We start from the raw sequence: 13,176 nt of genomic DNA, 5'->3' as shown, positions 1-13,176 counted from the left end.
CTGATCATGACATTGAGATTTAGTTCAAAAAAATCCCCGCTAATTTCTTAGCAGGGATTTGTGTATAAGAGACAGCTCAATGCGCCTTTTTTTGTACCTCAAAGCCTGTTAGATTAAATAACACACTATTTTCTAAAGGATTAGCTATGCGTTTATTCACTGCTATTTTTATATGTAGCTTATTTATAGTTTCTAATAACACACCAGCTGAGCCTGATTTAAAACAGCAAACCATTAGCTATACGCAACAAACACATACTATCAATTCAGTAATTTTAAATGAGCTACGTACCGTTGTAGTTCAACTTCCAAAGAGTTACCAAGCTAATGCAGACAAAGTTTATCCTGTAATTTATCGCCTAGATGGCGCGGGTAATATACCGCTTATAAGTGTTGTAATGGATCGGCTGCAAAATAATAATCGTGCGCCTGAGGTTATTATTGTCGCTATTGAAAACACTAATCGCTTAAGAGATTTATACCCCACAGTTAATAAAGAGCCACAAGGCCCGGTAGGTGAAGGCGGAGGCGCAGCAAAGTTTTTAGCATTTATTGAGCAAGAGCTTATGTCCTTGATTAATAAAAGCTATCGTACGCACAACTTTAATGTGATTGCTGGAGGCTCAGCAGCAGGCGTGTTTGCACTTTATACTATGCAAGCTAACCCTGAGCTTTTCCAAGCGCATATTGCTTACAGCCCTGCCGTTTGGTGGAACTATGGCGCACCGGTAAAAGCGACTAAGTCGTTTATCAATAAATCAAAAGACCTGAATAACTATGTTTATATAAATATTGGCGAAGAAACTGGCTTAATGCGTGAGCGATATAATGAGCTGCAGTAAGCTTTACAATCTAATAGCTTGCCAAATTTACGCTTTTTCAGTGACGCATTTGAAAATGTATCGCATAACTTAACATCTGCCGCTGGGGCCTTTAATGCTTACCATCATTTATTTTTACCCAAACAAATGCCCATAAGTGATTTAACTGACGATGTAGCCTCTATTGATGCTTATTATCAAAACTTATCTCAACAATGGGGCGAGCAGATTGCGCCACCGGATCGCGCTGTTAGATCACTCGGTTATAACTTAACGGGCAGCAAGCAATTTGACCGTGCTATTGAAGTGTTTAAGTACAATATAAAAAATCACCCAAAATCAGTCGATGCGTTTTCAGCCTTATCTTATGGCTATGAAATGCAGGGTGATACTCGCCAAGCGCTTGAACAGATGGAGTCTGCTTTAGAGATTGCAGACGACTCATATCCTTATATAAATTACTTAAAAGAAACAAAAGCTAGGTTGCAAGCAGGACTGAGTAAGAGCTAATAATATTGTCAACTTAGTTGATGGATTCTTATTTAACGAACATTATTACGTTGCTTACTAAGGCTTTATCAATAGTTAGGTCGGTTGCAATTTATAGTTTATGTCAGTTTTGTTTAACTTATTTATATCTTCATATAAACAACAGCTTATGTTTTTATCTTGATTTTTTTTGCCGTTTTTTTTCTTTTTTCAGTGCCGTATTATTTTTAGGCAGAGGTGATTTGGGTTATACTAAAACAAATCATTACGTAGGAGAATTAACCATGACTGCAACTGACCGTATTTATCAAAAAATAAAGCGTTCTCGCCGCTATGTGTTTGAACGTAAAGATTTCGACAATTATGCAAGCTACGATCAGGTTGGTCGTGTGTTAAAGCAATTAGTCGATAAAGGCATACTGATGAAAATTGGCTATGGTTTATATACTAAAGCAATGATTAATAGTCTTACTAACAGTCCGATGCCAACAAGCCCTGGCGGCACTGATGCGATCATGCGTGAAATTTTAAAGTTACGCGGTGTAGACTTTGAGATGGATGCGATGTCATTGAGGAGCATTAACGGTAAATCTACCCAAATACCTGCGTCCATCAAATACAGCTGGAACTCTAAGCAATTTAACCGAAATCTTAAAGTTGGCAATAGGGTATTGAGTTATCGTAAATGAGTATCCCAAAACTGACAAAACAGTTTATTGAGGCATCTGATGCATTGGATTTAGGTAATCCATCGATTCCAGAAAAAGCTTATTGGGTAACCTTTAATTCATTCAAGCACCTAGAATAAAAGGATTGTTCTAAACACATTAATTAAGCGCGGGATAAACCTAAGCCTATAAATATCACAAACCTGTTCGTAACTTGTAGCTCAAAACTTGCTGCTGTTACCTAAAAGACATTTAAATCACTAACCCCTACTTCATAAGCTCTAAATACGCTAAAATTGCAGGCTGTATTTTTCAACTTATCCAACCATGAAAAACCTACTTGATAGAGCCGCAGATGAATGCCCTTTTGGGGTTGGCCATTTTCGCTAATGCGGTGGTTGAAGAAAATAAGAGTGCGTAATTTTATTATTTGTAATTACAAAGGTAGTTCTACTAAGATTGCAATCAGAGGCTGTGGACCTGACATCTAAAGATCATAGTAAAATTTGAACACGATTGAGAAGTAGCAAAGCAGCTAATTCAATTAGGTTTTGAAAAAACTAGGAAAAACATGTTAACAGGCAAACTTAGTTTAACTGAATGTAACGGATAAAAAATGACTGAATTAATATCGGATGAAAAAGCGCCGAATGGTGAGTTTCTTTTTTTTACCTCTGAAGATGGTAAAGCAAGGGTTGAGTGCCGTTTTGAATCTGATACCTTGTGGTTAACACAAGCTTCAATTTCAGAGCTGTATCAAGTAACACCTCAGGCTATTACTCAGCATATTAAAGCTATTTTTGATGAAGGCGAACTTGAACAAAATTTAACTTGTAAGCATTACTTACAAGTTCAAATGGAAGGCGGTCGATCTGTGGAGCGCAACAAGCTGCACTATAACCTTGCTATGATTATTGCCATTGGTTACCGAGTTAGGTCAAATAGAGGTAACCAATTTAGACGCTGGGCCACGCAAACCTTGCAAGAGTACCTTATTAAAGGGTTTGCAATGGACGATGAAAGGTTAAAGAACCCAGCCGTTGATAACTCTTTAGTGCCAGACTATTTTGATGAAATGCTTGAACGCATTCGTGATATTCGCACCAGTGAACGTAGAGTGTATTTACGGGTGCGTGAGATATTTGCGATGGCTGCAGATTACGAGCCCAGCAATAAAGAAACAACACATTTTTTTCAAAGTATTCAAAACAAATTACACTATGCCACAACCGGTATGACCGCAGCTGAGCTTATTGTTACACGCGTAGATGCCGATAAACCCAATGCAGGATTAACCGTTTTTAAAGGTGATGAAGTACGTAAAGGCGATGTGACCATCGCTAAAAATTATTTGACCCAAGAAGAAGTTAGCGAGTTAAATAGAATTGTTACTATGTGGCTTGATTTTGCTGAAGATCAAGCACTACGTCGTAAGCAAGTGTTTTTAAATGATTGGGATGAAAAACTAGATAGCTTTCTTGAATTTAATGATCGAAATGTATTGCAAGGCAAAGGGCATATTTCGAAACAACAGGCAGATATTAAAGCTAAACAGGCTTATGAAAACTATGAAGCAAAGCGCCGAGCTTTAAAAGAAGAACAAGGGCTACAAGACAGTATCGCCGCGTTGCGCGCCATAACGAAAAAGCAATAGTAGCAATTAGCAGATACATTTCACTATTTCCAATCAAGGATGTCGAACTTTAACTTTTTATCGAAATGCTCTGAGTTACAAAGCACACTAAGTAGTAGAACTATGAAGGATAAAAGTACGTTTTGGGAATCTGATTTTTAATTTTCTTCATAAAAAAGTCGGCTGAGGCGAATGATTATTTAGGTATATGAGACCAATATATTTGCCTTAAAAAGTATTTCTCGTTAGCCTCGGTGCATTATTATTTTCTGTGATTTTTGTTATGAGTGAATACCAGTTATATCAATTTCAAGCCATTGATGCCCCTTTAACGCATCAACAAAAACAGCACATGCAAGGTTTATCTTCACGGGCGCAAGTTACCGCTTATAGCGCGCAATATCAATATCACTATAGTGACTTCCCCGAAGATATAAACACGGTGTTATTGTATGGTTTTGATTTGGCGCTGTATCAAGCCAATTGGGGAGCTGTGCAGCTATTAATTCGGTTACCCGCAGGGTTAGTGGATGTAGATAAATTACGGGTATTTAGCATTACTGATTTGATTAGTGTGTACGAAGAGCCAGATTCAATTGTGCTTGATATTAGTTTTGATGAAGAAGGTGGTCGTTGGATTGAAGGTAGGTGTGAGCTGGCTGAAATAGCAGACATCCGTGCCATGATACTTAATGGTGATTATCGACCATTGTATTTAATGTGGCTAAAAGTAGTGCAATGGGAAAGTGATGTTGCTGCCGCTAGCATGATGATACCTGCTGGTTTTAACTCTCTTGAACCATCGTTGCAAGCATTAGCTGAGTTATTTGAATTAGAGAGAGACTTGATTACTGCTGTTGCTAAATGTAGCCCTGAGCTTTCAGGTGTGCCTAAGTTAATGACCTTGGGTAGTTTATCAGCACAAGAGTGCACCGACTGGTTGCAACGATTGTTGGATGCAGAACCATTGTTAGTGGAAAAACTCACCCAGCGTTTGACGCTCAATACCGATGAAGTTGCATCTTCTGATCCCGTAACAGTGAGTTCTTTATTAAAGCAAGCGGAGCAAATAAAATCGCAGCGTGTAGCAGCGATAGCTGAAGCTAAGCAGCAAGAGCGCTTGGCATACCTTACATCTCTTATACCTAAACAAACGCAGCTTTGGCAAACGGTGCTGGAGTTGATAGAGCAAAAGCAAGCCAAGCCCTATGACCAAGCGATTATGATATTAGTCGATTTGTCTGAGTTAGCTCAAATGCAGCATCACAGTGCTGAATTTAAAGTGAAAACAAATGAGTTGCTGGCACGTTATTCAAACCGTTCAGCACTAAAGAGTAGATTTAAATCAGCCCAATTACTTTAATTTTTATCCCCTAATTTTGTAAGGAAATAGTTAATTTAGATATTGTAACTTCAAAGATCATTATTACGGTGCTTAATAACGTTTTGTAAATAATTAGGTCGATTGCAATTATAAATTCATGTCTGTATTAGAGGATGTATTTATAATTCTTTTAAACATGAAGTTATGTGTATGTCATTGATGGTTTTTGTCGTGTTTTTTATTTTATTTATGCCGTATTATTTTTAAACAGTGTTTGATTCAAGCTATATTAAAAAATCATAACGTAGGAGAATTAGCCATGACTGCAACTGACCGTATTTATCAAAAAATAAAGCGTTCTCGCCGCTATGTGTTTGAACGTAAAGATTTTGACAATTATGCAAGTTATGATCAAGTTGGTCGTGTGTTCAAGCAATTAGTCGATAAAGATATTTAAATCACTAACCCCTACTTAATAAGCGCCAAATACGCTAAAATTACAGGCTACTTTTTTAGCAATAAGCCCACAATTTTATGACCTCAGCCACAAGCCCTAGCACTTTTTCCGAACTTGGCCTTATTCCAGAGCTATTAGCTCGATTAACCGATTTGGAATATACCCAGCCAACACCTATTCAAGCTAAGGCTATACCTAGCGTGCTTGCGGGTAGTGACCTAATTGCAGGGGCAAATACTGGCTCGGGTAAAACAGCAACGTTTGCATTACCTATGTTGCAAAAAGCTTTCCTTGAGCAGGGCGCTAAAAATACTGCCAGCAAAGGTAATTTTGTAACGGGGCTTATTTTAGTACCGACGCGTGAGCTTGCTACGCAAGTGGCCGATAGCGTTAAATCGTATTCTGCTAACTTTAATGGTGCAATTAAAACGGTGGCCGTGTTTGGTGGTGTGTCGGTTAATACACAAATGCAGGCACTGCGCGGCGGCGCCGATGTTATTGTGGCAACACCTGGTCGCTTACTTGATTTAATCTCAAGCAATGCGATTAAGCTCGATAATGTAACTACGCTTGTGCTTGATGAAGCCGACCGTATGCTAAGCCTTGGCTTTACCGAAGAGCTGGCTGACCTTTTAGCGTTAATGCCTGCTAAAAAACAAACCATGTTGTTTTCAGCAACTTTCCCTGAGCAAGTTAAGCTATTAACGCAAGAGATTTTAAACGACCCAGTTGAAATACAAGTACAAAACAAAGATGAAAGCACCTTAGTACAGCGTGTTTTTACCGTAAACAAAGGTGAAAAAACCACAGTTTTAGCACATTTAATTAAAACGCATAAATGGCGCCAAGCGCTGATTTTTGTGAACGCTAAAAAAGACTGTGAGCATTTAGCGGCTAAGCTTGAAAAACGCGGTGTTAATGCACAAGTTTTCCATGGCGATAAAGGCCAAAGTGAGCGAACTCGTGTAATAGAAAAATTTAAAGCGGGCGAAATCGAAGTACTTATCGCAACCGATATTGCTGCACGTGGTTTGGATATTGAAAAGCTGCCAGTGGTAATAAACTTTAATCTACCACGCAGTCCTGCTGATTACATGCATCGTATTGGCCGAAGCGGCCGTGCTGGTGAAGTAGGCTTAGCACTTTCATTGGTTGATTATGAAGACTTGCATCACTTTAAAGTAATCGAGAAGAAAAACAAACTACGTCTTGAACGTGAAGAAGTAACCGGTTTTGCTGTAAACCAAGCTAATCTTGATGCAGCTGATGCGCTTAAAAATGAAAAGCCAATGGCAAAACCAGAAGGCACAGGCAAGAAAAAGAAAAAAAATAAAGCCGATGATGTAGATGATGTATGGAGTGGCTGGCGCCGTAAGTAACAATAGAGCTAAATAAATAGCTGTAAAAACCCGTAATTAGTAAACCTAATTACGGGTTTTTTGTTTTGTGGCTTTAACTTAAAGCGTTAGTTTTAAATTAATGGTCGTGATCTTCATCTTCTGTTTCTTGTGCAATCCCTAACCAGGTAATGCTTGCAGGTGGAAAAGTTAACTCTAGCTCACTTTCAATTTCTAGGTCTTCTAGGTGCACTTGCACTATGTGTTGAGTAATTGGGTCGGCAATATAAGCAAACTGACCACTTTGCGCCACTGTCATACTAAAGCTCATTCCTTCGGGCATTTTGGTTACGTCTGCTTGAGTAATATCTACTTGGCCTGCAAGCTCCCAGTGCATTTCACCGTCATGTTCATGCCCAGTAAGTACATTTAAAAAGCCTAGGCTGTCGAGTATTAAAAAGTGTTCACCACTGGCTGAAAAAGAATAAGAAACAGCACTTGCGCCATCAGCAAGTTGCCATTCTACTTCTTCCATTTCGGCATTTTCAGAATGAATACTCAGTAATACTGAGCCACTGCCATCATGCCCTGCGGCAATACCAAAAATTGTGTCGTTGTTTTTATGGCCGTACAAAGTACCAATGCGCTGATCGCCTACGGCATCTATATTTACAACTTTTTGAGCGCTGTATACATCACCTTGCTGATGGGCAATCAATACACCATCGCCACAACCAAATACAACATAATCGTGATTTTGTGCTGCGCCGTGTAAATCGGGGCAGGTTATTTCTAACGTTTGCTCTAGTTCGTAATTACCATCGTGAAGATGATAAACACCCACTTGATCGGGAAGTACTTTGGCATTAGATGTATTACTTGCATCGTCGCGGCGAATGGTTGAGAGTAAATGCTCGCCGCGAGGCTCAGCTACACCATGCATGTTAATGTCGTAGTTAATGCCCGTTAGTTTAGCTGTTGTATTGGTAATATCGTTATCGGTTAGCACTTCTACTGAGGCAGGCGTACCGGTTTCTGCATCGCCATCGTAAAATATTGCTAATTGGCCGTCGTGAGTTATTAAGTGTGTAGGGCGACTACCACTTGTTAGCTCGTAGCTGCTAAACGCAGGGCCTTGCTCATAATCATGCAAGTGCTCTGCGTGATCTTCGCGCCACATACCGCCGTCTATAAACCCTAGGTAATCTTGAGTACGATTAGCAATAACAGCATAACGAAAGCCTGGTGATGCAGATAACGTGTTTGAGTCATTGTTTAGTGTAAATGTATCAAGTAATTCGTTGTTGTCTAAATCAAAAAAGTTAGCTTCGTTACTGTCACCTGCCAGAACGGCAAGTCTGCCAAGTGAGTCTATGGTATAGCCGTCGTCATGGTCGTGATCATCATCATCATCATCATCATCATGCTCGTGCTCGTCTTCTACAACAATAGGATCTTTTTCCACAATGTTGGTTTGGGCATCGCCACAGGCCGTAATAAATATAGCGCTAATAGCGAGTGTAATAAGCTTTAATTGATATAGTTTTTTCATGTTTATTTCCTTTAATTATAATTTTTTAACGCTTAAAAATAACCGCGAATACCTAGCGCAAAACTACGTCCTGGACGTGGCGCTATATCCTTTACAAACGAGCTGTGCACGCGTGCTTCTGTATCTGTTAAGTTAGTGCCTCGTAGGTACACAGACATATCTTGGTTTAACACTGAAAGGTCGTAAGAGATGCTCGCATCAACTAAGGTGTAACCGTCTGTGGCTGTTTCTTGTGGGGCTGTGCGGTCTTGCTTTTGATAGCGAGTTACATGAATATGCGCACTGAGTTTATCTGTTTGATAGCTTAGCTCGCTGCCAAAACGAAGCGGTGGTGTACGGGGTAAGTCGCCGCCGTCTTTAAGGCGTGCACGAACGTAGTCAGAGAATACATCTAGCTTAAACTCATCTGTTAATTGCCACGCAATTTGCGCTTCAAAGCCGTGTAAAACTACATCATCTGTTTTAAATAAATAAACGGGTAGCTCTGATGAATGGTCGTGCTCGTCAACGCCTTCTTCATCGCCATGGTCGTGTCCACTTTCGGCGTATAAACCGGTGTCTATTTGGTAATAGTAGTTATCTACTTGGTTGTAAAAGGCATTTAAAATAAAGCCAACATCGCCTTGAGTTTTACGTAGGGTTAAATCGATATTATTGGCTGTTTCCAGATCTATTGCTTGTTCAGATAAACCCAAATGGCCATCTTCATCTAAATCAAATAGTGCGCCTACTTCGTAAGTGCCAGTACCAATATGCGGCCCAAACGATAACAACTCAGAGGCAGAAGGTGCACGTTCAGAGCGCGATACCGAAAGCCCTAAGTTATAGTTAGGTGTAAAATCCCATACTACCCCTGCCGATAAACTGACTGGCGTAAATTCATGCTCTACATCAAATACGCGAGTGGTTTCTGCGCTTTCTTCGTGGTCATGATCATGCTCGTCGGCTTCTTCTGCTTCATCGTGTGCGTGAGCGTCAATATTTGGCAGTAATACGTCGCCTGCTTCAATTGTTACTCGCTCAATACGCCCACCTACCTGCACTAAAAAATCACCAAAGTGGCTTTCTTCCATTAACGCTACAGCAAAGCTTTCGGTCTCTGATGGAGGAGTAAAGGCCTCTTCACCTTGTGCTTCAACATCGCTTTGCTTGTAATGAAAGCTAATACCGCCATTCCATTCGTTAAATTGGTTATGCAGTAGGTCTATGCGTAATTCGTTGGTTTCGTTTTTAAAGGTAGTGCCAACAACTCCGCTCTCAATTTCAGCGTGTTCGTAGTCGGTATGGCCAGCGCGGAGATTTATTTTGTTTAGCCATTTATTATCTAGGTTGTACTCACCTAATAACTGCACTTTAGTTTGCTCTAAATCAGCAAATACGCTTTCTTCTTCGTCGTTGTGTTCTTCCTCTTCTTCCTCGCCGTGCGTATGACCAGGAATACCGTATTGACGATTAAATTGCTCTACTGCTAAGCCAATAAAGCCGTTATCCATTAAATAGCTAGCGCCAACAGTAAAACCGTCAGACTCTTCATTACTGTTTTCAACTTTGTAATCGCTACTATGGCCTTCACCGTCGCTATCTATATCGGCAGCTACAGGTACCCCGTAGTCATCGGCCTCACGCCAAAATGCATCGGCATAAAAAGCCATAGAGTCTGTACCTGTGGTGGCATTAAACGAGGCCACTTTTTGGTTATCTACCGAGTTATGTTCTAGGTTCCATTCACCACGCGTGGTGCTGTCGGTGGGTACGCGGTTATCTACTACATTAACCACACCACCAATTGCGCCACTGCCATAAAACAGCGTTGCAGGGCCGCGTAATACTTCAATTTGCTGTGCGGTAGACGCCTCCGATGCAACAGAGTGATCGGGGCCAACGCGCGAAACATCACTTACATCAAGGCCATTTTGAGTAATAAGTACGCGAGGGCCGCTTAAACCACGAATAATAGGTGTGCTGGCTACTTTACCGTGAAAATTTGTATTAACGCCTGGGAGTTTTTCAAGGCTGTCGCCAAGGGTTGCAGCTTGTTGTCGTCTTAGTTGTTCGCCAGATAAAACACTAACAGGCGATGCAGATTCCATTGCCGACATATGAATAGGGGTCGCTTCAATATCAATAACTTCAATAGGCGAGCGCTTTAAATTAAAAGTAACCGATTGGTTTTCATCATTAGTTATTGTTATATCGCGATGAAGATGCGCATAACCAGGGGCTACAACGTGAAGCTCTTTTAAGCCATTTTTTAGCTCGGTTATAAAAAATTTACCGTTTTCATCGGTGGTTACTTTAAGGTCTGAGCCTTCAACTTCTACCGTTGCATTACTAACTGCTTTACCTTTGTTGTTTAAAACAACGCCTTCTATTGTGGATGCAAGCACACTAGCCGGCAATAAAGCTGCTATGAGAACAGCTAATTGCGATCTACGTTTCATTTGACTACCTTGTTAGATGTTATATTATATCAATTATGGGGTAATGTTATAATATATCAATAGTAATTAACTGATGTTATTAAAATGTCTCATTAAAAGTAACGTTTTTGAGTGGAGACACTGATTTAGTAGAGGAAATAATGAAGTCGAGTCAAAGTGTTATGGATCGTATGGCAATTGGGTTATCGGTAATGTGCACAGTGCATTGTTTTGCAACCCCGGTTATTTTAGCGTTATTGCCAAGTTTTGCTGTACTGCAAATAGATAGTGAGCAATTTCATTTATGGATTCTTGCGGCGGTAATGCCAACCAGTTTGTTGGCATTGAGTTTAGGCTGTAAAAAACATAAACGTACACGTTATATGGTGTCTGGTGTAACAGGCTTAGCTTTTATGATATTTGCCGTATTGCTAGGCCATGAAGTGGTCGAAAAAGCGCTAACCTTAATAGGCTCAGCGTTTATTGCTGTAGCCCATTGGTTTAATTATCAGCAATGTCTTAAACAGAATGACGACAACTGCCCGTGTTCAGGCATTGAGCCAGATCAAGTGGTTTAATGCTATAAGTGCTGGTGGTTTAAACGAAAGCTATACTGGCACTTTATCTTTTATTTAAACTTTGTTTTTTTGGATAGCTTAAATATTCGCTAAAAGTACTTTAAAGTAGGTACTTAATTTATTTTTAGCTTAGGTTAACCAATACAGTGCCTCTTATTTTAAAATCTCTTTTGCTTTTAAGCGCCTTAATGTGTTTTAAATTCCCCTTATTCAATACCCCGAAGTAACGTGGTTGAGCTCATTGAGCCCGTTAGCGAGCGGGCGTATCCTGTGTATATTCAGCTTCCTAAATCATACCAAAAGCAGCCTAATAAAACGTATCCAGTTATTTATGTAACCGATGCACCGTATACCTTTCCCATCATTGCTGGGGCTACACGATTCCCTATGAATAGTGGCAAAATGCAACAGGCTATTATTGTAGCAATTGGCTATGAAAAAGGGTCCGCTGGCTCTAACAGCCGAATTAGAGATTACACGCCTACCTTTGCAAAAGATTGGAAAAAGCAAACAGGTAATGCCAAAGGGCATATTCAGTTTTTACAAAGTACAGTTTTCCCTTTTATTGAAAAAAACTATCGGGCCAGTAACTTACAAAGAACCTACATGGGGCATTCGTTAGGCGGTTTATTTGGCGCGACTATTTTATTAACGACACCCGATTTATTTAGCAATTATATTATTGGCAGCCCATCGGTTTGGTTTGATAACAATGCACTATTAGCGTTAAAAGTGAATAAGCCAAAATTGCCTATAAGGGTATATATATCAGTTGGATCTATGGAAACGCCAGCTTTCGGCGAAGGGCAAAATATGGTTGAAGGTGCTAAGCAGCTAACGCAAAAAATTAATGCGCTTAAAAGTGACAATATAGAATTAAAAAGTGTTGTTATTGACGGCGCTAATCATGCAACCGCATTTCCAACAACAGCAATCCAAGGCTTAGATTGGGTGCTAGGGCCTGTTGACCTTTCAGGATTAAAATTTGTTCAATCTAGGGGCGATTTAATCGCGACGTGAGGTTTGTAACCTAGTGGGCTAAGTAAAAACCGAGCAACAAAGAGTAAATTGCCCCTAGGCAGAACCCAAGGGCAGCGCATGTTTGGCATTTATGCTGCGTTATCGCCTATTTATGGGGAATAACCACACTACATAGGCTCTGCCTTGCCTAAATACCAAACATACTGCTGCAAATTTAACCTCGAAAGATAAACAGGCCCTAGGTAAAGCGAAAATTAATATAATTAAATGATTTTTAACAAGCACAAAAAAAGCGACTACCCAATATGGTGTCGCTTTTTTAGTAAGTAGTATTAGCTTATTTATAAAAGGCTTCAACAGTGCCTTTTCTTGTAAGTAAAAGTGGTTGTCCGCGACGATCAAGGCCTTTTGGAGATGCAAACTTTATCCAACCTTCGCTGATGCAGTATTCTTCAACATCAAAACGCTCTTTGCCGTTGAACGTGATACCAATATCGTGTTCAAAAACTTCTTCCACATGATGTGGGCTACGTGGATTAATAGAAAGGCGATCTGGTAAAGCAGGTTTTGCGGTAGTGTCGTTCATGGTCATATTCTATATTGAATGAAGTATGCGCTATTGTAGGCAATACAAAGCTTTCGCTCAAGAGAGATAGTAGTAAATGTGTTTAAAAATGTACTAATTAATGAGTTGTGTATACAAATGAGATTGCGCTTGGAAAATATTTACAGAGGAGGTTTTGAAGATATTCGACTAAATAATTATAAAGGTAAATATATTAATGGGTTATCTCTAACCCACTAAATTGTTTAGCAATTAGATGCTAACAATGTTCTCAGCTTGTGGGCCTTTTTGACCTTGAGTAACAGTAAACTGTACACGTTGGCCTTCAGCTAAAGTTTTAAAACCGTCGCC

Annotated in this window: 11 protein-coding genes and 2 pseudogenes; 9 read left to right on the top strand and 4 right to left on the bottom strand. The window is 39.9% G+C overall.

Annotated features, from left to right (window positions below; all coding sequences use genetic code 11):
- Positions 1-146: 146 nt before the first annotated feature.
- The 7 genes and pseudogenes from AAEY62_RS19715 to AAEY62_RS19685 all read left to right on the top strand — a co-directional run bounded on the left by AAEY62_RS19715 (position 147) and on the right by AAEY62_RS19685 (position 6,771).
- A pseudogene (locus AAEY62_RS19715) lies at positions 147-1,331 on the top strand (alpha/beta hydrolase-fold protein).
- A 263-nt stretch (positions 1,332-1,594) separates the two neighbouring features.
- A complete protein-coding gene (locus AAEY62_RS19710; RefSeq protein WP_024589673.1) occupies positions 1,595-1,999 on the top strand; it encodes a DUF6088 family protein in 405 nt (134 codons plus the stop codon).
- Entirely contained in the window at positions 1,996-2,118 is a 123-nt protein-coding gene (locus AAEY62_RS19705) for a hypothetical protein (protein WP_269208787.1), read from the top strand. Before AAEY62_RS19710 ends, AAEY62_RS19705 begins: the two co-directional genes overlap by 4 nt.
- Positions 2,119-2,594: 476 nt before the next feature.
- Complete coding sequence (locus AAEY62_RS19700) at positions 2,595-3,632, top strand: virulence RhuM family protein (protein ID WP_196812459.1); 1,038 nt, start codon at positions 2,595-2,597, stop codon at positions 3,630-3,632.
- Positions 3,633-3,894: 262 nt separating this feature from the next.
- Positions 3,895-4,974, top strand: a complete 1,080-nt coding sequence (locus AAEY62_RS19695; protein ID WP_024589671.1) for a hypothetical protein — start codon at positions 3,895-3,897, stop codon at positions 4,972-4,974.
- Positions 4,975-5,254: 280 nt separating this feature from the next.
- Entirely contained in the window at positions 5,255-5,392 is a 138-nt protein-coding gene (locus tag AAEY62_RS19690; RefSeq protein ID WP_231388427.1) for a hypothetical protein, read from the top strand.
- Positions 5,393-5,469: 77 nt separating this feature from the next.
- Positions 5,470-6,771 carry a DEAD/DEAH box helicase gene (locus tag AAEY62_RS19685; protein ID WP_024589670.1) on the top strand — a complete coding sequence of 434 codons (1,302 nt, stop codon included), beginning with the start codon at positions 5,470-5,472 and terminating at the stop codon, positions 6,769-6,771.
- Between the two features lie 97 nt (positions 6,772-6,868).
- On the opposite strand, the gene AAEY62_RS19680 is transcribed toward AAEY62_RS19685, so the two are convergent.
- A complete protein-coding gene (locus AAEY62_RS19680) occupies positions 6,869-8,281 on the bottom strand; it encodes a 5-methyltetrahydrofolate--homocysteine methyltransferase (RefSeq protein ID WP_350635860.1) in 1,413 nt (470 codons plus the stop codon).
- 32 nt (positions 8,282-8,313) lie between these two features.
- Positions 8,314-10,722, bottom strand: coding sequence for a TonB-dependent receptor (locus tag AAEY62_RS19675; RefSeq protein WP_024589668.1), 2,409 nt, complete (start codon positions 10,720-10,722; stop codon positions 8,314-8,316).
- 140 nt (positions 10,723-10,862) lie between these two features.
- Between AAEY62_RS19675 and AAEY62_RS19670 the strand changes: the two genes are divergently transcribed.
- Together AAEY62_RS19670 and AAEY62_RS19665 are read left to right on the top strand one after the other, a co-directional pair.
- Positions 10,863-11,279: a MerC domain-containing protein gene (locus AAEY62_RS19670; RefSeq protein WP_024589667.1), complete on the top strand. Its 417-nt coding sequence runs from the start codon at positions 10,863-10,865 to the stop codon at positions 11,277-11,279.
- Positions 11,280-11,467: 188 nt separating this feature from the next.
- Positions 11,468-12,299: pseudogene (locus tag AAEY62_RS19665) on the top strand (alpha/beta hydrolase).
- A gap of 298 nt (positions 12,300-12,597) precedes the next feature.
- On the opposite strand, the gene AAEY62_RS19660 reads toward AAEY62_RS19665, so the two are convergent.
- Together AAEY62_RS19660 and AAEY62_RS19655 are read right to left on the bottom strand one after the other, a co-directional pair.
- Positions 12,598-12,846: a DUF3297 family protein gene (locus tag AAEY62_RS19660; protein ID WP_002963088.1), complete on the bottom strand. Its 249-nt coding sequence runs from the start codon at positions 12,844-12,846 to the stop codon at positions 12,598-12,600.
- Between the two features lie 231 nt (positions 12,847-13,077).
- Positions 13,078-13,176: cold-shock protein (locus tag AAEY62_RS19655; RefSeq protein ID WP_138532874.1), on the bottom strand; the 99-nt coding region annotated here is incomplete at its 5' end.

The sequence above is a fragment of the Pseudoalteromonas sp. GW168-MNA-CIBAN-0100 genome (assembly GCF_040309225.1).
GTDB classification, from domain to species: domain Bacteria; phylum Pseudomonadota; class Gammaproteobacteria; order Enterobacterales; family Alteromonadaceae; genus Pseudoalteromonas; species Pseudoalteromonas arctica.
The sequence above is the reverse complement of the archived record's forward strand: the minus strand, read 5'-3'. Positions and strand labels throughout refer to the sequence as shown.

Coding starts and splice junctions, on each gene's coding strand:
- AAEY62_RS19710 (WP_024589673.1), top strand. CDS start 1,595: ATGACTGCAACTGACCGTATTTATCAAAAAATAAAGCGTTCTCGCCGC.
- AAEY62_RS19705 (WP_269208787.1), top strand. CDS start 1,996: ATGAGTATCCCAAAACTGACAAAACAGTTTATTGAGGCATCTGATGCA.
- AAEY62_RS19700 (WP_196812459.1), top strand. CDS start 2,595: ATGACTGAATTAATATCGGATGAAAAAGCGCCGAATGGTGAGTTTCTT.
- AAEY62_RS19695 (WP_024589671.1), top strand. CDS start 3,895: ATGAGTGAATACCAGTTATATCAATTTCAAGCCATTGATGCCCCTTTA.
- AAEY62_RS19690 (WP_231388427.1), top strand. CDS start 5,255: ATGACTGCAACTGACCGTATTTATCAAAAAATAAAGCGTTCTCGCCGC.
- AAEY62_RS19685 (WP_024589670.1), top strand. CDS start 5,470: ATGACCTCAGCCACAAGCCCTAGCACTTTTTCCGAACTTGGCCTTATT.
- AAEY62_RS19680 (WP_350635860.1), bottom strand. CDS start 8,281: ATGAAAAAACTATATCAATTAAAGCTTATTACACTCGCTATTAGCGCT.
- AAEY62_RS19675 (WP_024589668.1), bottom strand. CDS start 10,722: ATGAAACGTAGATCGCAATTAGCTGTTCTCATAGCAGCTTTATTGCCG.
- AAEY62_RS19670 (WP_024589667.1), top strand. CDS start 10,863: ATGAAGTCGAGTCAAAGTGTTATGGATCGTATGGCAATTGGGTTATCG.
- AAEY62_RS19660 (WP_002963088.1), bottom strand. CDS start 12,846: ATGAACGACACTACCGCAAAACCTGCTTTACCAGATCGCCTTTCTATT.